The 20,198-nt window shown below is 35.2% G+C and carries 19 protein-coding genes and 1 pseudogene; 6 read left to right on the top strand and 14 right to left on the bottom strand.

What is annotated here, in order from left to right:
• Positions 1-52: 52 nt before the first annotated feature.
• The 4 genes from AC3EMB_RS02680 to AC3EMB_RS02665 all read left to right on the top strand — a co-directional run bounded on the left by AC3EMB_RS02680 (position 53) and on the right by AC3EMB_RS02665 (position 3,256).
• Positions 53-958, top strand: coding sequence for a TIGR01777 family oxidoreductase (locus tag AC3EMB_RS02680; RefSeq protein ID WP_366987638.1), 906 nt, complete (start codon positions 53-55; stop codon positions 956-958).
• 139 nt (positions 959-1,097) lie between these two features.
• Positions 1,098-2,228: an amidohydrolase gene (locus AC3EMB_RS02675; protein WP_000698297.1), complete on the top strand. Its 1,131-nt coding sequence runs from the start codon at positions 1,098-1,100 to the stop codon at positions 2,226-2,228.
• 241 nt (positions 2,229-2,469) lie between these two features.
• Positions 2,470-3,027, top strand: a complete 558-nt coding sequence (locus tag AC3EMB_RS02670) for a GNAT family N-acetyltransferase (RefSeq protein WP_000914737.1) — start codon at positions 2,470-2,472, stop codon at positions 3,025-3,027.
• Positions 3,028-3,136: 109 nt separating this feature from the next.
• Complete coding sequence (locus AC3EMB_RS02665) at positions 3,137-3,256, top strand: YfhE family protein (RefSeq protein WP_000358482.1); 120 nt, start codon at positions 3,137-3,139, stop codon at positions 3,254-3,256.
• A 374-nt stretch (positions 3,257-3,630) separates the two neighbouring features.
• On the opposite strand, the gene AC3EMB_RS02660 is transcribed toward AC3EMB_RS02665, so the two are convergent.
• The 13 genes and pseudogenes from AC3EMB_RS02660 to AC3EMB_RS02600 form a co-directional block, all read right to left on the bottom strand.
• Positions 3,631-4,797 carry a diglucosyl diacylglycerol synthase gene (locus tag AC3EMB_RS02660; RefSeq protein WP_053565322.1) on the bottom strand — a complete coding sequence of 389 codons (1,167 nt, stop codon included), beginning with the start codon at positions 4,795-4,797 and terminating at the stop codon, positions 3,631-3,633.
• 413 nt (positions 4,798-5,210) lie between these two features.
• The gene (gene pflA, locus AC3EMB_RS02655; RefSeq protein WP_000238463.1) at positions 5,211-5,942 is read right to left on the bottom strand and encodes a pyruvate formate-lyase-activating protein; all 732 of its coding nucleotides are present in this window, start codon (positions 5,940-5,942) and stop codon (positions 5,211-5,213) included.
• Positions 5,943-6,012: 70 nt separating this feature from the next.
• The gene (gene pflB / locus AC3EMB_RS02650; RefSeq protein WP_000195468.1) at positions 6,013-8,262 is read right to left on the bottom strand and encodes a formate C-acetyltransferase; all 2,250 of its coding nucleotides are present in this window, start codon (positions 8,260-8,262) and stop codon (positions 6,013-6,015) included.
• Between the two features lie 152 nt (positions 8,263-8,414).
• On the bottom strand, positions 8,415-8,636 hold the full coding sequence (locus tag AC3EMB_RS02645) for a hypothetical protein (protein WP_002094217.1): 222 nt from the start codon (positions 8,634-8,636) through the stop codon (positions 8,415-8,417).
• Positions 8,605-10,149, bottom strand: coding sequence for a glycosyltransferase family 2 protein (locus tag AC3EMB_RS02640; protein ID WP_053565323.1), 1,545 nt, complete (start codon positions 10,147-10,149; stop codon positions 8,605-8,607). The genes AC3EMB_RS02645 and AC3EMB_RS02640 overlap by 32 nt, the downstream gene beginning before the upstream one ends.
• Positions 10,142-11,107, bottom strand: coding sequence for a UDP-N-acetyl-alpha-D-glucosaminuronate decarboxylase (locus AC3EMB_RS02635; protein ID WP_064532189.1), 966 nt, complete (start codon positions 11,105-11,107; stop codon positions 10,142-10,144). The genes AC3EMB_RS02640 and AC3EMB_RS02635 overlap by 8 nt, the downstream gene beginning before the upstream one ends.
• A complete protein-coding gene (locus AC3EMB_RS02630; protein ID WP_071730629.1) occupies positions 11,104-12,348 on the bottom strand; it encodes a nucleotide sugar dehydrogenase in 1,245 nt (414 codons plus the stop codon). The genes AC3EMB_RS02635 and AC3EMB_RS02630 overlap by 4 nt, the downstream gene beginning before the upstream one ends.
• A complete protein-coding gene (locus tag AC3EMB_RS02625; protein ID WP_423099482.1) occupies positions 12,338-13,885 on the bottom strand; it encodes a glycosyltransferase family 2 protein in 1,548 nt (515 codons plus the stop codon). The genes AC3EMB_RS02630 and AC3EMB_RS02625 overlap by 11 nt, the downstream gene beginning before the upstream one ends.
• A 13-nt stretch (positions 13,886-13,898) precedes the next feature.
• Positions 13,899-14,093: an LSm family protein gene (locus tag AC3EMB_RS02620; protein ID WP_000899476.1), complete on the bottom strand. Its 195-nt coding sequence runs from the start codon at positions 14,091-14,093 to the stop codon at positions 13,899-13,901.
• 16 nt (positions 14,094-14,109) lie between these two features.
• Entirely contained in the window at positions 14,110-14,511 is a 402-nt protein-coding gene (locus AC3EMB_RS02615; RefSeq protein ID WP_000335542.1) for an LSm family protein, read from the bottom strand.
• A gap of 153 nt (positions 14,512-14,664) precedes the next feature.
• The gene (locus AC3EMB_RS02610) at positions 14,665-15,912 is read right to left on the bottom strand and encodes a serine hydrolase domain-containing protein (protein WP_488517443.1); all 1,248 of its coding nucleotides are present in this window, start codon (positions 15,910-15,912) and stop codon (positions 14,665-14,667) included.
• Positions 15,913-16,164: 252 nt separating this feature from the next.
• The gene (nagE, locus tag AC3EMB_RS02605) at positions 16,165-17,667 is read right to left on the bottom strand and encodes an N-acetylglucosamine-specific PTS transporter subunit IIBC (protein ID WP_000938907.1); all 1,503 of its coding nucleotides are present in this window, start codon (positions 17,665-17,667) and stop codon (positions 16,165-16,167) included.
• 141 nt (positions 17,668-17,808) lie between these two features.
• Positions 17,809-17,921 (bottom strand): annotated as a pseudogene (locus tag AC3EMB_RS02600) (transcriptional regulator).
• 69 nt (positions 17,922-17,990) lie between these two features.
• Between AC3EMB_RS02600 and glsA the strand changes: the two are divergent.
• Positions 17,991-18,920: a glutaminase A gene (glsA, locus tag AC3EMB_RS02595; RefSeq protein WP_001149850.1), complete on the top strand. Its 930-nt coding sequence runs from the start codon at positions 17,991-17,993 to the stop codon at positions 18,918-18,920.
• A 174-nt stretch (positions 18,921-19,094) separates the two neighbouring features.
• Complete coding sequence (locus AC3EMB_RS02590) at positions 19,095-19,436, top strand: DUF3969 family protein (protein WP_000766603.1); 342 nt, start codon at positions 19,095-19,097, stop codon at positions 19,434-19,436.
• Between the two features lie 118 nt (positions 19,437-19,554).
• Here AC3EMB_RS02590 and ytaF read toward each other — a convergent pair whose 3' ends face one another.
• Positions 19,555-20,166, bottom strand: a complete 612-nt coding sequence (gene ytaF, locus AC3EMB_RS02585; RefSeq protein ID WP_423098079.1) for a sporulation membrane protein YtaF — start codon at positions 20,164-20,166, stop codon at positions 19,555-19,557.
• Between the last annotated feature and the right edge of the window lie 32 nt (positions 20,167-20,198).

Raw genomic sequence — 20,198 nt, 5'->3', positions numbered from 1 at the left:
TCGAGGAACATTTTTTCTTTTCAAGAATATATATAATGAGGAGGAAATACTTGTGAAAATCGCAATTTCTGGTGGTACAGGCTTTATCGGTAAATATCTTTCTACTTTTTTTGTTCAAAAAGGATATACTGTTTACATCCTCACACGAAAAAAAACTACTGAAATTTCCGACCCTAACCTTCAGTATGTTCAATGGACACCAGATTTACAAACCTTCCCCCTCTCTTCTATTGATGTAGTTATTAATCTAGCCGGAGAGTCTATTAATAGTAGATGGACAAAGAAACAAAAGAAAGCCATTTTAAACAGTAGAATTCAAACAACAAAAGGACTCATTAAACAATTGCAGGCACTCCATAAAAAACCACATACATTTATTAATGCAAGTGCTATTGGATACTACGGAACATCTGAAGTAGAGTCTTTTACTGAGCAACAAGAAACTCCCGGAAATGACTTTTTAGCAGAAACAGTATTTTTATGGGAACAAGAAGCAGCTAAAGCATGTTCTCTCGGAATAAGAACAATTTACACAAGATTTGGCGTTGTATTAGGTGCAGATGGCGGAGCCTTGCCAAAAATGTTACTTCCCTATCAATTCTATATCGGCGGCACCATTGGTTCTGGGAAACAATGGTTATCATGGATTCATATAGACGATGTCGTTCGTATGATGGATTTCATCATACACAAAAAAGAAATTGATGGTCCTCTTAATATGACAGCACCAACACCTATAAGAATGAAGGAATTTGGAAAGACCATCGCTGCTGCAACGAGAAAACCACATTGGCTGCCTGTCCCTTCATTTATGCTTCACGCCTTATTAGGTGAGATGAGCATACTTGTACTAGAAGGGCAACATGTATTACCTAGTAAAGCAATTAAACATGGATATCAATACACATTTCCGGCAATAGACCATGCATTACAAAATATACTTTCGCATACAATGTAGTACTTCTAAAACACAATTTTACATGGGCCCTTTTAAAACTTTCATTTTCTAGGATCCGAAGCATTACCATACAAATAACCTTTCAGTTACTTTCCCTCAACTTCCATTAGCATTATAAAGTAACAGAAATGAGGTACCTATGAAAATATTGCTCAAACAAGCCATTGTATACCCTATTACATCTCCAAAGTTTCAAGGCGATGTACTCGTTACAGGAGAGCGAATTACCGAGGTCAAACCTTTTATTCAACCTACTCAAGATATGACCGTTATAGATGCACGAGCACTCCATCTCTTACCTGGCTTTATTGATGTCCATACTCACCTTGGTCTCTATGATGAAGGTACTGGTTGGGCTGGAAATGATGCCAATGAAACATCTGAAGTTTCAACACCACATATTCGTTCTTTAGATGGAATCCATCCTCTCGATATCGCCTTTCAAGACGCTGTACAAAATGGAATTACAACCGTTCACGTTATGCCTGGCAGTCAAAATATTATCGGGGGTACTACTTGTGTAATAAAAACAGCTGGAACTTGTATTGATCATATGATTATTCAAGAACCTGCTGGTTTAAAGATTGCCTTTGGAGAAAACCCTAAAAAAGTCCATAGTAATGGAACAAAAGAATCCATAACACGTATGGGGATTATGGGGTTACTTCGGGAATCATTCTATGAAGCACAACACTACGGGCACGAAGCTGATTTTCGAATGCTTCCTATTTTAAAAGCATTACGTCGTGAAATACCCGTACGTATCCACGCTCACAGAGCAGATGATATTAGTTCTGCGCTACGCTTTGCAACGGAATTCAACCTCGATCTACGTATTGAACATTGTACAGAAGGACACTTTCTTGTTGAAGAGCTTTCGAAACACAATTTGAAGGTTTCAGTTGGTCCCACTCTGACACGCCGTTCTAAAATCGAACTAAAAAACAAGACATGGGATACTTACCATATATTATCCAAAAATGGTGTGGAAGTTTCTATAACAACCGATCATCCTTATACACCCATTCAGTATTTAAATATTTGTGCTGCTGTCGCAGTAAGAGAAGGGTTAGACGAGAAAACAGCACTAGAAGGAATCACCATATTCCCAGCGCGAAATTTGCGGTTAGAGGATAGAATTGGAAGCATCGAGGTTGGAAAAGACGCCGATCTCGTGTTATGGACTCATCATCCTTTCCACTATTTAGCCAAGCCTGTACTAACTATGATTGATGGAAAAATAATTTACAAAAAAAATAAAAAAAACTAGTTTATTTTTTTGACTAGATAAAGTATTATACGATTATAAACTGAATGAAACCATAATCAATTTGTGTCGTGATTATCATTTTCAAATTGATGAATGGGGAAGGCAAATGGTGCGCCACCAGCGTTAGAAACTGGTTCTAGTGGGTTCGATTCCCACCCCGAAATTTTTTAAAGATTGATATAAAAATTTCGAGGGTGGGGTGTTTTTTCGTCATGCTACCCTCGTGTGAGGAGGAGTTAGTATGTTGAAAAAACGCGACTTACACGACAGCCACGTTCTATACGAGTTAATGGTGGATCCAGCTGTCTTCCCTTTTGTGCGTCAAAAGGCTTATTCTTATGAAGAATATTTATTCTTAACGAAACAAACGATTGAAGCTGAAGAGCGTGGTGAATTAATTTCACGCACAATTTTAGATGAATGGGGTAACCCTATCGGAACAATTACTTTATTTGATGTGCAAGAAAAAGCTGGATTTCTCGGGACATGGCTTGGCAAACCATATCATGGAAAAGGCTATAATAAATTGGCAAAAGATTCATTTTTTAGTGAACTTTTCTATGAATTAGATATTGAAACAATTTTCATGCGTATTCGTAAAATAAATATTCGTTCTATTAAAGCTGCAGAAAAACTGCAATATGTGAATCTAGCAAATGAAACAAGAAAAGCCGTATATGATGAAATTAACGCAAACGAAGAAGTATATAACTTATATGAAATTCCAAAAGATCAATACACACTTGCTACAATGCGAGATACAACCTTCCAAGATGCTCATCAATTAAAAGAAGCATAATCTAAATTTTCCGAAATGATAATCAATCATTAACATTTTCCATATGCGTATATCCCCTCATGTCTTTGGAAACGATAAATAGTAACTTTAAGACACGAGGTGATTTGTAATGGATAAAAAGAAACGTGATAAAGCAAAAAACACATTATCTAGTACACAAGAAGTTCTCTATCAACGCGAATTTCAAAAAGCAGATCGTGCAGCAGGATATCGCTCGAAAAGCATTTAAAGTGAAAATGAATAATTAGAAGTTTCCCCCCTAATTATTCATTTTCATTACATAATTTTCTCGACTGATAGAAGTAAGCAAAAAGGCCCCTTATGCTTATGCATAAGGGGCCTTTTTGCTGTGGACAACTTTATCCACAAAACTGATGCAATTGTTAGTAATTTTCAAAAACATTTAATATCTTTCTATATTCAAGCATATATCGACTGTTTTAATTGTGGATATTTTTCTAAAAATTGTGGACAATGTGGATATAGTTGTTAATATTCCGACTTTACTGTTTAATGAAAGCGCAATCCTTTTGTGGATAAGTAGCTAAATTTTCTTTGAAAATAACAAAGAACCCTCTTTACATATACAAAGAGGGTTTCATATTAAGTAAAAGATTGTGCAAGAGCAGGTGATTTAATAGGTATATGACGCGGTTCTGCATGATTTTCTGCCAAAATTGCATCTACAATATGACCAGCTGGCTCTGGAAGATAGATGCTTTTCATTGCTTCTTTCATTTGAAGAAGCTTCACATCATCTTGTAATAATGCCTCTGTTTTTGCGAAAACCTCACTATCATCGCGAATGACAACTGCTGCTCCTTTTTTTTCAAAGTACATCGCATTTTCATTTTCTTGTCCTGGAACAGGCTTATATAAAATGACAGGTACTTGCAACGCTGCTGCTTCACTTAATGTTATTCCGCCTGGCTTCGTAATCATACAAGAAGTAACTCGGAATAATTCATCAATATTTTCAACATACCCAAACACTTTTAATGCATCGGAATTTTGCTTCTGTAAACTTAATAAATCATGTTTTAAAGCTTCATTTTTTCCACAAACGACAACTACTTGTAAATTAGGCACTGACATAAATGATTGGCATAGTTCTTTTACATTTCCTAATACCCCATGAGCACCTGCTACAATTAGTAAAATCTTTTTATTCTTACATAACTGATATTTATTATATATGATGTCTGAATTTACCTTTAACTCAAAACTACTCCGAATTGGAATTCCTGTTTCAACAATTTGTTCCGCAGGTACACCGATATCAACCATCAATTCTTTCACGTAATCCGTTGCAACAAAATAACGATCTACTTCTCGATGAATCCATATTTTGTGCACGCAAAAATCCGTTAATACGTTATAGACAGGAATTGAAATCCCCGTTTGTTTTTTCAATTCTGGTACAGCAATAATTGGAAATGTATTAATTACAATATCTGGTTTCTCCACCTGTAACAGTGTTTTCAAACGTTTTCTTCCAAAGTTCGCATACCAAGATGCTATTTTCTTATCATAAATTTTTTCTACCCCGTAATAAAACAAACGATATAATTCTTTTCCTATTGTATAACTTTTTAAATATAGATATTTTGTAATGTCAGTTATAAATGGATGTGATTCTCCAAACAAGTCGCATACAATAACATCTTCAATTCCTTTTTGGCGAAATGTTTGTTCTAATGTTTTTGCTACTTGCACATGACCATTACCGTAATGTGCAGTTAATATTAAAACCTTGGGGTTTTTTATCAAACAAATCCACTCCTAGCTTTTTGTTTCTCCATATTGCATATACGACAATAGGAAAAACATTTTCCTTAAAAATTACATAAACAGATTCTAATAATTCCCTTTTCAGCTATGTACCTGTCGTGGATATGCAAAGCATATAAGATTGACCCCTTAATCCTATCTGTGCTCATATCTTTACATTATACTTTCCTATAAGAGCTTTCGCAATAACTTACAAATCTTCTCTATTCCATGATACTCACTCTTTTACTTCTTAATTCTTTTTACTATTTTGATTTCCCTTTACAATTATGTAAATTTATCCACTTAGTCCGTACAAAATTATGGATATTCTACTTTCAGTATACTCTTTTATCAATATATACTCTAGATTTTATTGTAAAGAAAGCAAAAAGCCTAATCCAATATTTGGATTAGACCGCTTGTAAAATATGTTTAGCATGTTCTACATTTTTCTCAGTAGGTGGTTCTACATTTGCGAGTGGATACTTGTGTCCAAGCGCCTCCCATTTATATACACCAAGCTTATGATATGGTAACACTTCAACTTTTTGAACATTAGACAGACTTTGAATAAAGCTAGATAGTTTTTGTAGATCCTCTTCATTATCCGTAACACCAGGAACTAATACGTGTCGTACCCAAATCGCTTTATTCTTATCCGATAAATAACGAGCAAATTGTAAAATATGTTCATTTGGTTTCCCTGTTAATTTACGATGCTTTTTGGAATCGATATGTTTCAAATCCAATAAAACTAAATCTGTATAATCCATTAAAATATCTAGCTTATTTTGGAATTCTGGTTCCTCAGAATAACACCCACCAGAAGAGTCGATTGTTGTATGGATACCAGCCTCTTTACACTTTTTAAACAACTCAATTAAAAAGTCTAGCTGTAATAATGGCTCTCCACCGCTAACTGTTATACCGCCTCCGGAGGCTTCAATAAATGGAAGGTAACATGTCACATCCTGCATCACTTCTTCAACTGTTATTTCTTTACCTTTACCGATTTCCCACGTATCAGCATTATGACAATATTGACAACGTAATAAACACCCTTGTGTAAATATGACATAACGAATCCCTGGGCCATCAACAGTACCACAAGACTCTACAGAATGTATTCTTCCTTTTACCATGTTACTTCCTCCTTTATTGAAACAGCCTCCCTTCGCTATGTATTAAAAGCGAAGGGACACTTTTTTTCATTTACATGCTTTCATGCATTGTACGGTTAATTACATCAATTTGTTGTTCACGAGTTAATTTAATAAAGTTTACAGCGTAACCAGATACGCGAATTGTTAATTGTGGATATTTCTCAGGATGTTCCATTGCATCCATTAATGTTTCACGATTAAATACGTTAATATTTAAGTGATGGCCTTCTTTTACTGCATAGCCATCAAGCATAGATACTAAGTTACGTACTTGTACATCATCTTCTTTACCAAGTGCTTTTGGAATAATAGAGAATGTATTAGAAATACCATCTTGTGCATCTTCATATGGTAATTTAGCTACAGATAATAATGAAGCTAATGCACCTTTTGTATCACGTCCATGCATTGGATTTGCACCTGGTGCAAATGGTTCTCCAGTACGGCGTCCATCTGGAGTGTTACCAGTTTTCTTACCGTATACAACGTTAGATGTAATAGTTAAAATTGACATTGTATGAACGGAATTACGATATGTTTTATGTTTACGCAGTTTATTCATAAATGTTTTCACGAGATTTACAGCGATCTCATCTACACGATCATCATTGTTACCGTATTTTGGGAAGTCTCCTTCAATCTCGAAGTCAACTGCAATACCATTTTCATCACGGATTGGTTTTACTTGTGCGTATTTAATTGCACTTAATGAGTCTGCTACTACAGATAGACCCGCGATACCTGTTGCCATTGTACGAAGAACATTTGTATCATGAAGTGCCATTTCAATACGTTCATAGCTATATTTATCATGCATGTAATGGATAACATTTAATGTGTTTAAATATAGACCCGCTAACCATTCCATTGTCATATCAAACTTATGCATAACTTCTTCGTAATTTAGTACTTCAGAAGTAATTGGTGCGTACTCAGGACCAACTTGTGCTTTTGATTTTTCATCTTTACCACCGTTAATCGCATATAATAATGCTTTCGCTAAGTTTGCACGAGCTCCGAAGAACTGCATTTGCTTACCGATTCTCATTGCAGATACACAACAAGCAATTCCGTAATCATCGCCGTAATCAGCACGCATAATGTCATCATTTTCATATTGAATTGCTGATGTTTTGATGGACATTTTCGCACAGTAGTTTTTAAAGTTCTCTGGTAATTGTTTAGACCAAAGAACTGTTAAATTCGGTTCTGGAGCTGGTCCTAAATTATCTAATGTATGCAAGAAACGGAATGAGTTCTTTGTTACTAATGGACGACCATCTAATGCCATACCACCGATAGATTCAGTTACCCAAGTTGGGTCACCAGAGAATAATTCATTATAATCAGGTGTTCTTGCGAATTTCACAAGACGTAATTTCATAATGAAGTGATCTACAATTTCTTGTACTTCTTCTTCTGTTAAAGTACCATTTGCTAAATCTCTTTCAATGTAAATATCTAAGAATGTAGAAGTACGTCCAAGACTCATTGCAGCTCCGTTTTGCTCTTTAATCGCTGCAAGATATGCGAAGTATAACCACTGGAATGCTTCTTGTGCATTTGTTGCTGGTTTAGAAATATCGAAACCATGAGAAGCAGCCATTTGTTTTAGTTCTTGAAGTGCACGCATTTGCTCAGATAACTCTTCGCGTAAACGCATTGTATCTTCGCTCATTACACCACCAGTTAAATTCAAATCAGCTTTTTTCGCTTCAATTAAATGATCAATACCATATAATGCTACGCGTCGATAGTCACCGATAATGCGTCCACGACCGTATGCATCTGGAAGACCAGTAATAACACCTGATTTACGTGCATTTCTCATTTCTGGTGTATAAGCATCAAATACACCTTGGTTATGAGTCTTTCTCCAATCTCTAAAAATACGACTAAGTTCTTTGTCCATTTCGTATCCATAAGATTCACAAGCTTGTTCTGCCATACGAATACCACCATATGGTTGTAAAGAACGTTTAAATGGTTTATCAGTTTGGAAACCAACTACTTTTTCAATATCTTTATTTAAGTATCCTGGGTCATGTGATGTAATAGAAGAAACAATTTTTGTATCCATATCAAGAACGCCACCGTTTTCACGTTCTTTTGTTGTTAAATCCATTACTTGATCCCAAAGTTGTTTCGTTGCTTCAGTTGCTTCTGCTAAGAAAGATTCGTCTCCTTCGAAAACGTTTACATTATTTAAAATGAAATCGCGAACATCAATCTCTGCTTTCCATTTTTCACCTTTAAAGTTTTCCCATGCGTTTTTAACATTTTCTAATACTTGAGTCATCCTAATCTCCTCCATTTTTGATTAGTACAGGACTAAGATTTTTTATATAACAGCTTACACACTTAGAATACTACTTTTTTACGAAAGTGAACGAAATAGTTGTGACATGTTTGTGAAATATTGAGCAAACTACTATATATATAGTGTTAACTTCATTTAAAAGTCTTTAAAATTAACCCTTTCCTTAATTGTATTTTTTTGGTATCCTTATATACGAGTCCTATTTTGTAATATAAGAACAATACCCATTGTAGAGCTGTAATACTCTTATCTCCTAATCTGTTATAGTTTTTATAACAGAACAAAAAAGTGTACACATGTTGTACACTTTTTTTGTTACTTCTATAAAACATCTCTTTTTCTATTGCCATCATAGAATCCGCCACGATTGTCTGTTGATGCAATTATTTGCTCTAGTCCTTCTATATGATCACCTATAATTCGAAGTACAGCTGGAGGATGACCTATTTTTGCAAAATGTTCACTGGGACGAATACGGTTCATCTTATCAACCTCAACACGACATACACATGCAATTTCAAATCCAGAAAGAAGAGCCTTCACCTGTGCTACACAAGGTGACAATAAAGATTTATATCCAATTGCTTTCAAACACTTGTGGCTAAATGCATTAGGTACCGCAATAAGTGAGCCTACCCCTAAATCCTTTCTATCACAAGCTAAATTTAGTGCATACTTAAATGCAGTTACAAGATGAAGTGGTACTCTTAAATCTAAATAATGATTTAAATCATTTAATGCGACGTCCTTTCCATCTGCAATAGCTTTTGCAAAAGGATATAGTTCACTAGCTGGAATAACAAAATCACCATCTATAAATAACACAATTTCTCCTTTTGCAAAATAAGTTCCAAGTGAACGCCCTACATCGTTTCCAAGGGCTTCTTTATATACAATGGTTGTTGCGCCTTTGTCTTTTGCAATCGTTGCTGTTTTATCTGACGAACCATTTACGACAACGATGATTTCAAAAGGTTCAATTTTACGAAGCTCTTCTATAACCTTTCCAATTGTTTTCTCTTCATTTTGTACAGGAATAACAACCGATAGTTGCTTTTCTCTATACAAATTGGATGTAACGCCCCATCCTTGATAAAAATCTTCGAAATTTAAAGTATGATAGACGCTATCCCTTTTCCTATTTCCATCATAATATCCCCCGCGTATATCACTGCTTACTATTCGTTCTGCAACTGCTTCTATATGATCACCTATCATTCGTCTTTCAGATTGAGAAAGGTTCGTGCCATATGCAGCATGTTCAATCGGTCGAAATTTATTCGGCGTAATAACATCAATAGCACAATGACGGTTAATTCTCCATTTACTTTGTGCTATACGTAAATGAGCTACAATAGGATTAACTAAACATTCATATCCAATACTTTGGACGACTTCTTTCGTCAACGCATGAGGTACAGATAATAAAGAATCTATCTTTAATTCTTCACGCTCTAACATTGCATTTAATATTTGACGCCACACTGTAACGGAATGGGGTTTTTGTTTCTTTAAAAACAATGCGTCCAAATTATTTAAAACGATGTCAGTCTGATCATGTAAAATTGGATTAAGAAACAATTGTAATTTGGAAGTTGGAATAGCAAAGTCCCCATCTATAAATAGTAATACATCACCTATCGCATGTTTTGCGCCAACTGCACGCCCAACATCGTTTCCTAATAGTTCTGTATACCTGATTACTTTACAACCTAGCTGATCAGCAACCTCTTCTGTACCATCATTACAACCATTTGCTATGACAATAATCTCTACTGGATTTAACGGTTTTACCGATTGAATAACTCCTGAAATCGTATCTACTTCATTACTTGCAGGAATAATAACTGATAGCGACTTAGCCATTGTTTTCTTCACGAAACCATTTAATAGTTTCTTTCAATCCTTGTTCCCACGTTACTGTCGCTTGAAATTGAACAAGTTCTCTTAACTTTGTTACGTTCGGCCTTCTATTCGGAATTTCTTCAAAGCCATGTGGATATACTTCCTCAAAAGGAACTTGTACAATTTTCGAAGAAGATTTCGTTAGTTTTTTTATTGTTTCTGCTACTTCTTTTATACTCTGTTCGTTCTCAGAACCTATATTAATAATCTCACCATTTACCTTCTCATCCATTGCCCGAATTGTTGCTTCTACCGCATCACTCACATACGTAAAGCAACGTGTCTGCTTTCCATCTCCGTATACGAGAATGTCTTCTCCTTGCAAAGCTGCACGGATAAATCGCGGGATTACTCCTGCATATGGACCATCTTTCGCTCTTGGACCATAAATATTAAAATAACGAACAATCGTTACAGGTAAGCCTTCTAATGCGTATCCTAAACATAATGTTTCTTCTAACGTTTTACAAACTGCATAACTCCAACGAATTTTAGAAGTTGCCCCGTACAATCGATCTCCTTCTTCAGAGAAAGGCGGTTTGCCTTTACCATATACTTCTGAAGTAGATGCAAAAACTACTTTCTTCTTTCCTTTTAATGCTGCTTGTAAAATGTTTCTCGTTCCGTCAAAATTCGTTTCAATGAGCTCTATACTTTTTTCCATTGTCGTTTTAACACCTAAAATTGCTGCTAAATGAAACACTACATCATGTTGATTTACTAATTCATAAATAGAGTTTTTATCTAAAACACTTATTGGAATAACCCGAATCTCTCTCATTAGCTCATTATGATACTTATTTTTCCCTTTATAGAAGTTATCCACAATCGTGACTTCATAACCCCTTCTCACCAACTCTTCAGCTAAATGAGATCCAATAAATCCGGCCCCACCTGTAATTAAACATTTCTTACTCATACACTCACCTTCTTTACGATTCCCCGTGTATCTATTACTCGGTTCATTCCTTTAAAAAGCTTCCAATCGATATTAGAGTGGTCAGTTAAAATTAAAATACAACCTGCCTCTTTAACTGTTTGTTCATCTAAAGCAACAGATTGATACACCTTATCTCCAATTTCCGCGGAAGAAATATATGAATCATGGTATTTTATCTCGTATCCTTCTTTTATTAGTAATTGAATAATTGGCAAAGCCGGTGATTCTCTCAAATCATTTACATCTTTCTTATATGCGATTCCTACAATTAAAACTAGTCCGGGTGATTGCACCATGCCCTTTACTTTCCGGACTATTTTCTCTGGCATTTCTTCATTAATTACATGTGCCGCCTCAATTAATTGACTAATTGCCCCATTCTTTTTTATTCTCCATTGAAAATATAAGGGGTCTACGGGAATACAGTGCCCCCCTATCCCTGGTCCTGGCCAATACGGAGTAAATCCAAAAGGTTTTGTAGATGCCGCTTCAATGGCCTCATAAAAATCAATCCCTAAACTTTCACATAATGTGTTTAATTCATTTACTAGAGAGATGTTAACTAAGCGCTGAATATTTTCAAATAACTTACACATCTCTGCTACTTTCGGCGAACTAACAGGTACAACTACGTCAAAAATGGTACTATATAAATCCTGTACTTTTTGTTTACACTTTTCTGTTTGTCCACTAATAACTTTTGGAATAGATTGAACTGAATATTGACTATTTGCTGGATCAATTCTCTCAGGGGAATATCCGATATAGAAATCTTCTCCTACCTTTTGGCCAGCTTGAGAAATAATAGGAATAATAACTTCCTCAAGTGTGCCTGGATATGTGGAACTTTCAAAAATGAAGGTTTGTCCTTTTTGGAGATTTTGTTGTATATAATGCGAAGCTGAAATGAGAGCACTTAAATCTGGTTCTCTTCGTTCATTAATTGGAGTTGGAACAGTAACAATAACATAATCACTACTTTGGAAATCAGTAATACCTTTATCTGGTGTATTTACTATTAATTTATTTTTAGTCAATAAACTTTGCAACACTTTAGAAGAAACATCTGGAATATAACTTTCTCCTTTTATAATCGATTCTATTTTTCTAGTATCTTTATCTAATCCAAGTACGGTATGTCCTCTTTCTGCAAAATGGACTGCTAAAGGAAGACCAACATACCCTAATCCAATAATAGCTACTTTACTACTAGCATTCATCTGTATTCTTTTCTTCCTTTCTCAATTGTTGAATAGTGTCTCTATCGCGATCTCCATCTGTAAAACTCCCACGTTCGTCTGTATATTGTAATAGATAAGCAATCGCCTCAAGTTGATCACCGAAAATACGGTCAAATGCCGGAATACGTCCATTTACAAATCCATGTTGCTCCGGGCGTACCCGATTGGTTTTTATAACATCTACAAATTCTACTGCTGTAATAGAAAAAACCTCCAAAATAGCTTTCATTTGAGCTAATGGCGGAATAACAAGCGAGTCATATCCTATTTTCTCTATTACCCTTTTATGCATAGCATGTGGTACTGCCGTTAATGAGTTATTCCATAAATCCGGTCTTTTCGCTACTAAATTCACAAAATATTTCCCCATACTAATTGGATCTGCAGGATGAAACATATCTAATAAGCATTGTAAATCATTTAAAACCACGTCACCTCCATCTTCAACAGCTTGCAAAAATGGAGTGAGTTTTTTTGCTGGAATAACAAAATCACCATCAACGAATAAACAAATATCGGCTGTGGCATGCATAGCTCCTATCGCTCGAGCTACATTATGTCCGAGTGCTTCCTCGAATTCAATAACGATAACATTCTCTAACTTTGCCTGTTTAACAGTCTCAAAATCTGCTCCATTCGCGACAACAATAATTTCATCTACCCCTGCTTTTTTCACTTCTTGTATAACAGATTTTATCGTCATTTTTTCTTCTGACACTGGTATAATCGCACTATATTTCGCTTTTTCCTTCTTTAATACAACTGGTTTATAGTTCCCTATAAACTCCCTATCCCTGTTTCCCTCCGAAAAACCGCCGCGTTTACCATATGTTTCGATTACATATTGCAAAGCACGTAAATGATCACCCATAATACGGCTAGTCGCTTTCGGATAAGGAGAACCAGGTGATGTTCCTGTATGCACAGGACGAACCTTATTTGTGTGAATTACATCGACCGAAGCCATATCAACAATATCTACTCCTCTAGACATCGCTATCGCTTGAAATAGTGCTGGATCTGCTAAATTCCACCACCCAAGTTTCTCGATAACTTCCCTGCTCATCGCATGTGGAATTGCAATTAAAGATCCAACAACAAGCTCCTTTTTATTCAAATAACGATTCAACATGAACTTTCCAACTGTCGTATAATGTGGTCTCATCTTTAAATAAACCGACCATGTTAAATTATTCACAACAATTTGATGCCCTTGTCGAATTCCTTTCACGAAACGTTGTAACTCTTTACTATCAATAACAATATCACCATCTAGAAACAAAACAATTTCACCTTTTGCTTCTCTAGCTCCAATAGCCCGTCCAACATCATTGCCAAGAGAATGTTTATAATAAATCACGTGACAATGATGTTGTAACGCTATGTCTTTCGTTCCATCTGTCGAGCCATTATCTACTACAATAATTTCGTAAGGCTTGAGCTTCTCCACTTCTACTAAAACTTGTGATAAAGTACTCGCTTCATTGTGCGCTGGAATAACAACTGATACTCTCATACTTGTATCACGCTTACCCTTCCAAGCGAACATAAGCAATAATAGGAGTACGCACAATTACATCTTCCGGTGGTCCATAAGAAGGAGAAGTACGAACACTTACCGCCCCATCTGTCACAGATAAAAGAATGCCTGTAACAATTTCTACAGCTGTCACAACTTGCACTAATTCACCAACATGGTTACGTAATTCATCAGTAAATAACATATATAAGTCTCCTTTCTTACACTTCTTTAATTGATATAATACTTGTAAATGGTAATAAAACTTCAGTTCCTATACCTTCTTGCAATGTTAAGAAATCATCACCGACTGCTACAATAACGCCTGTTAATTGTCCAACTGTCACCGTAATTTCAACGTTTTTACCTAAATACTGCTTTGCAATTTCTTTAAAAGGTGATGTATTGCATTCTTTTAAAATGTTGCAAATAATAGATTGAAATTGGCTTGATTTTATAAATTCTTCCGTAGCTTGCTTAGAGTTTCTTTGAATAAACCTTGCAAAGTTTTGCGAAAATAAAAGTCGTTCCACAGCAGGCAATAATTTATCATCTAAAAAATAGCTTAATTGTCTATTAAACAATCTTGATAATTTATGCCAATATTTTCTGAACAGACACATACACTTCTCCTCCTATTATTTTTAGATTATAAAATTTTACATCCATACATCTTAATGTATACAAAATAGATATTTTTGTGATAGGTAAGGCATACATTTTCAAAAGAAATATTTGTTTCAGGGCAAAAAAAAACTATCCAAAAGGATAGTTTTTTACACTTCAATATTTCGCAACATCGTATAAATGTCATTATTCACTTTACCAAATGATTTAATGTTATTTTGAATGTTAGATAATAAAACAACATACACACTACCATTTTTACTAAATCCATTTAAACAATTCCAACCTGGCATTACACCGTGATTCGAATAGCTTCCTGGGTCTACGTACCAGCCAAATCCGTAATCCTTTTTCACGGCTGTAAACATTTGATCGTAACTCGCTTTTGAAATTAACTTTCCAGAGTATAACGCTTCGTTAAATAAATATAAATCATGTGCACTCGTATATATATCACCACAACCATATAGTTGTGACATGCTCGGAATATTAGGTGTTGTCATATTATTATTTACTATTTTATAACCCGTTGATGGGAATCTTGTTTGTTCTAACGCTGTGCCAAAACCAGAATGTTTCATACCAGCAGTAGCAAAAATATGTTGTTTAATATATTCTTCAAGCGACTGTCCACTTACCTTCTCGGCAATGTATGCAAGTATAGAGTAGTTCGAATCGGAATACTTCCACTTCTCTCCTGGACCACCAATACGCTTTTGATTTCCTATTCGCTTTATCAGTTCTTCATGAGAAATATCTTCTTTTCCCTGCTCATATTCGGGAATCCCTGATGTATGTGTTAATAGATGTTTTAGCTGAATACTATTACCTTGTGGAAAATCTGGAATATACTTCGCAACAGTATCTTCTACTTGTAATTTATTTTGATCTTTCAATTGCATAATAGCAGTTGCTACAAACGCCTTTGAAATAGAGCCAATATAAAAAGTCGTCTCTGAATTATTCGGTACTTGCTGCTCTTTATTTGCCATACCGTACCCTTTATTCAGAAGAACTTTTCCGTTCTTCACAATAACAGCTGTCCCGCTAAATCCTGCGTTTTGTAAATACTGGTCCAATTGAGCGTTTTCATTAATTTCTTGAGGTGGTCCTTCAGCAGGCTGTTCCGCAGCTTGCGCTTGCTTCACTTGTTCTTCCTGCTCTTTTTGTTTTTGCTTCTGTACGTCTTGTTTCTTTTTTTCTTCTTTCTTTTTTAGCTCTTCTTGTTTCTTCATTTCTGCTGCCGCTTTTAAAGTTTCTTCTTTCTTATTATGCGCAACAATTTTTGTATACATGAAATATACAAGTGATAATAGTAAGACGAAAATGATTGTCCTTTTTATGTATACAATCGGCCGATTTGCTTTCCCATTCGCATTATTTTTTTCCTGATCCATAATTGCTTTTTTCCCCTTACTCACCAATAATTTAATTCCTCTGCTAAAGATTTATTTTAGTAGATTATGGATAATCCATTCTATATCATCCCTACTTTATCACGCACTACACATATTACCAACCCATATGTACAAAAAAGAAAAAGAAAATTTACAAAAGTAAGATTCCCGTTAAATTGTTAACAAAAAAAGAGGATATCCTGTAAAAAATTGATGTTATCAATCTTTTTAGACATCCTCTTATCTCATTATTTATACGTGTTTTTTCATATCATCGGCAACAGATTCAACATTTGTACCTACGATAACTTGTACACTTGTATTACTTAATTTCATAACACCTTTTGCACCAGCACGTTTTAATGCTGCTTCATTTACTTGACCAGCATCTTTTACTTGTAAGCGTAGACGTGTTGCACAGTTATCAATAACTGTTAAGTTTTCTTTTCCGCCTAAAGCTGCTACGTAAGTTTCACCAATTGAACCTGCAACTGGAGCTTCTTCACCTTCAGCTACCTCCTCTTCGTCTTCACGACCAGGAGTTTTTAAATCGAACTTCTTAATTAAGAAGTAGAATACAACGAAATAAATTACTGCGTAAATTAAGCCGACTCCCGCTAGTAATAATGGTTTTGTTGCAATACCGAAGTTTAAGAAATAATCGATTGCACCGGCACTAAATGTGAAACCATCGTGAATACCAAGAGTTGTTGTAATGAATAAAGAAAGACCTGTTAATACAGCATGAATACCATATAATACTGGTGATAAGAACATGAATGAGAATTCAATTGGTTCTGTAATACCAGTTAAGAATGAAGTTAATGCTAGACCACCTAACATACCTGTAACCATTTTACGTTTTTCTGGTTTAGCAGCCGCAATCATTGCGAAACATGCTGCTGGTAAACCGAACATCATAACTGGGAAGAAACCAGTCATAAACATACCCGCTGTTTTATCTCCGGCAAGGAAGCGAGCAATATCACCATTTACAACATTACCTGCTGCATTTGTAAAGTCACCAAGTACGAACCAGAAATATGTGTTCATTACATGATGTAAACCGATTGGAATTAATAGACGGTTTAATAAACCAAATAGACCTGAACCAACTGCCCCTAAATTAACAATTCCATGAGCTAATGCATCGATAGCATTTTGAATTGCTGGCCAAATTTGTGCGAATAGAATTCCTAATATTAACATCACAACCGATGTAACAATTGGGACGAAACGTTTTCCAGCAAAGAACCCTAACCATTCTGGAAGTTTAATCTTATGGAATTTATTATAAAGAAGTCCCGCTATAACACCAACAATAATACCACCTAAAACTTTCATATCCACTTTAGTCGATAATTCGGCTGCCTTAGATACTTGTGTCATTGTATCTGCAAGCTTAGATGGATCAACATTAGCGCTATTACCTATTAAATCTTGGACTTTGCCTAATTTATCTTGTAATTCTACAGTAGAATATCCCTTACTAAGTGCATCAATACTGTTTTTCATAACTAGATAACCAATTGCACCTGCAAGACCTGCTGCACCACTACCATCAACTGAAAGACCGATTGCAATACCAATTGCAAAAATGAGTGCTAAATTATCAAAAACTGCTGCACCGGCCTGTGCCATAACAGGAATATCAAATACATCTGGTTGCCCTAAACGAAGCAATAATCCTGCTGCTGGTAGTACGGCGATTGGAAGCATTAACGCTTTACCAATACGTTGTAAAAACTGCAACATTTTAATTCCCCCTATCAAATTTATGAAATCGTTATCATTATAAGTACGCCTTAGAAAACGCTTTCTATTTACATAACCATAATAACATATAGTTGTATAGATGTGTAGTTTTTATTTTCGAATTTTTTATGGATAAATCTCCTATTTCCAAACTGTTATATAAAAGGGAAATTCTCCTTTTTTAATACAAAGGACTTGAAAGAACGACCTACTATAGAACATATAACTTTCGTTTTATCATTCCACTTTTTCATGTTATTATTTATTTCCGAGCATATCGGGAAAAGTAAACTTAGTTAATTCGAAATAGGAGCGTTGGTACTATGCAGTGCATTGAAACAAACAACTTACAACAGTTGTTAGAACAAGTAAAACCATATACGAAAAAAGGAAAACTTGCTACTTATATCCCCGAACTAGGAAATGCAAATCCAGACGATTTAGGGATTGCCATTTTCCATAAAGAAACAGAATATATCCATGCAGGCAACTCACAAACACTATTTACTCTTCAAAGTATTTCCAAAGTAATTACACTTGCCCTTGCCCTTTTAGACCGTGGTGAAGAATATGTATTTTCTAAAGTTGGAATGGAACCAACGGGTGACCCATTTAATTCTATTATTAAGTTAGAAACGACAAGTCCATCCAAACCCCTTAATCCAATGATAAATGCAGGAGCATTAGCTATTACAAGCATGTTAGCAGGAAAAGATAACGAGGAAAAAATGGAACGTATTCTTCATTTTGTACGTGAAATAACAGATAACCCTACTATTAATTATTCCTCTAAAGTTGCCGATTCAGAATTAGAGACAGCTTATCTAAATCGTTCGCTTTGCTATTATATGAAACAAAACGGTATTATCGATTGTGATATTGAAGAACTTATGGATTTATATACTCGTCAATGCGCAGTTGAAGTAAACTGCATCGATTTAGCACGTATCGGCTTAATTTTTGCAATGGATGGATATGATCCATATAAAAAGAAACAAATCATCCCTAAACATATTACAAAAATTTGCAAAACATTTATGGTCACATGTGGTATGTATAACGAATCTGGTGAATTTGCAATACGCGTTGGTATCCCTGCAAAAAGTGGTGTAGCGGGTGGTATTTTCGGCTGCGTAAAAGGCGATATGGGAATCGGCATTTTCGGACCAGCTTTAGATGCAAACGGAAATAGTATTGCTGGTTTTAAAATTCTTGAACTTCTTTCTGCTCAAGAAGGCTGGAGTATTTTTTAATCGCGAGTTATCCTGCTATACTAGCAGGATTTTTTATTTCACCAAAACCTCACTTTTGTCAGTTATCAATCCTCTTACAAAAACAGTGCTGAAAGTTTCTCTATATCATGCATATTTGTTCCCCCCTCCTGAATAATATAGTACAACCTAGCGCTATATGTGGAGGTGTGAAAGATGAAACTAATATTTCAAATGGGAAAACAACCTGTTCTTGAAAAAACAATCCTTCTTTTTATATTGAGTATTGTAGAAAGCTTGAAGTTAAAAGTTGTTTCACTCGACGAAGCTCACCGATACATATTCAATTTAGAAGTACTTGAATTATTAATGGATCGGAACATCGATGATCAAGTACTTGAACTTATTCATTTCGGGATGGGACTTGAAGACATTCATCATGTGCTTCCTGAAGAACTTGAGCATACTATCGAGGAATTAAAATGGCTTTGCATCCAAGTGTTAAGTGAATACAGTATGCATGAAGAATCAGAGCAATTAATTGAAGACATACGCTAAAAAGCACCTATGTAGTATGTAGGTGCTTTTTATTTATTAAGAAGTAAATATCCGATGTCGATATATGCAATTTATTCAAGTATTTCCGAGGAAATGCTCGAACATTGCTTTTCTATTTTCACAACAACTGATCAATCCCAATAAGTATTAATAACACTCCTGCAATAACCGTCGCCCATTTCCCTAAGTAAGCTGCTAAATATCGTTTCCCTACATATGCAAAACCACTTATACAAATAAAACTAAACACCCCAGAAATAGTCGCTGTAAGCCAAAGATTTAAATTTGTTACCCCAGCATCAAACCCACCTGCAATATTATTAATAGATAATGCAACTCCTAAAACAAGTGCTTCAGAAAAACTAATTGTTTTAGATCCATCAAAATCTGCTTTTTCTGGATCACGTAAAATTCCCATAAGTACATTATCATCTTTAGAACCTACAGTATTTTTTTGACCCAAGAAAGGCTGACATAAAATAAACACCCCAATTATCCCTAAAACGATTGCTCCAATCAGGTTTGCTGTAAACTCTGAAATAAATAATGCAATCCAGTTCCCAAAAAATCCAGCTAGTAAAGTAAATAAAAATCCAAAGAATGCGATGATAAAATTGTTAAACCACGAAATACGAATTTTACGAATGCCATACGCAATCCCAACACCTGCATTATCTAAATTAGAAGCGATTCCGATTAAAAAAATTGAAAATAAACCTGCCGTACTCATAAATAGTCACCCCTTTTTCTCACTTTTCAATG

Source organism: Bacillus sp. LQ16 (assembly GCF_057784645.1).
This window is presented reverse-complemented; position numbering and strand designations above follow the sequence as displayed.

What these genes read in the sequence shown, in the direction of transcription:
- nagE (WP_000938907.1), bottom strand. Translation starts at nt 17,667, where the DNA reads ATGTTGCAGTTTTTACAACGTATTGGTAAAGCGTTAATGCTTCCAATC.
- AC3EMB_RS02590 (WP_000766603.1), top strand. Translation starts at nt 19,095, where the DNA reads ATGAAACTAATATTTCAAATGGGAAAACAACCTGTTCTTGAAAAAACA.
- AC3EMB_RS02670 (WP_000914737.1), top strand. Translation starts at nt 2,470, where the DNA reads ATGTTGAAAAAACGCGACTTACACGACAGCCACGTTCTATACGAGTTA.
- AC3EMB_RS02675 (WP_000698297.1), top strand. Translation starts at nt 1,098, where the DNA reads ATGAAAATATTGCTCAAACAAGCCATTGTATACCCTATTACATCTCCA.
- AC3EMB_RS02665 (WP_000358482.1), top strand. Translation starts at nt 3,137, where the DNA reads ATGGATAAAAAGAAACGTGATAAAGCAAAAAACACATTATCTAGTACA.
- AC3EMB_RS02645 (WP_002094217.1), bottom strand. Translation starts at nt 8,636, where the DNA reads ATGATGGCAATAGAAAAAGAGATGTTTTATAGAAGTAACAAAAAAAGT.
- AC3EMB_RS02620 (WP_000899476.1), bottom strand. Translation starts at nt 14,093, where the DNA reads ATGTTATTTACTGATGAATTACGTAACCATGTTGGTGAATTAGTGCAA.
- AC3EMB_RS02635 (WP_064532189.1), bottom strand. Translation starts at nt 11,107, where the DNA reads ATGAGTAAGAAATGTTTAATTACAGGTGGGGCCGGATTTATTGGATCT.
- ytaF (WP_423098079.1), bottom strand. Translation starts at nt 20,166, where the DNA reads ATGAGTACGGCAGGTTTATTTTCAATTTTTTTAATCGGAATCGCTTCT.
- AC3EMB_RS02625 (WP_423099482.1), bottom strand. Translation starts at nt 13,885, where the DNA reads ATGAGAGTATCAGTTGTTATTCCAGCGCACAATGAAGCGAGTACTTTA.
- AC3EMB_RS02615 (WP_000335542.1), bottom strand. Translation starts at nt 14,511, where the DNA reads ATGTGTCTGTTCAGAAAATATTGGCATAAATTATCAAGATTGTTTAAT.
- pflB (WP_000195468.1), bottom strand. Translation starts at nt 8,262, where the DNA reads ATGACTCAAGTATTAGAAAATGTTAAAAACGCATGGGAAAACTTTAAA.
- glsA (WP_001149850.1), top strand. Translation starts at nt 17,991, where the DNA reads ATGCAGTGCATTGAAACAAACAACTTACAACAGTTGTTAGAACAAGTA.
- AC3EMB_RS02630 (WP_071730629.1), bottom strand. Translation starts at nt 12,348, where the DNA reads ATGAATGCTAGTAGTAAAGTAGCTATTATTGGATTAGGGTATGTTGGT.
- AC3EMB_RS02640 (WP_053565323.1), bottom strand. Translation starts at nt 10,149, where the DNA reads ATGGCTAAGTCGCTATCAGTTATTATTCCTGCAAGTAATGAAGTAGAT.
- pflA (WP_000238463.1), bottom strand. Translation starts at nt 5,942, where the DNA reads ATGGTAAAAGGAAGAATACATTCTGTAGAGTCTTGTGGTACTGTTGAT.
- AC3EMB_RS02610 (WP_488517443.1), bottom strand. Translation starts at nt 15,912, where the DNA reads ATGGATCAGGAAAAAAATAATGCGAATGGGAAAGCAAATCGGCCGATT.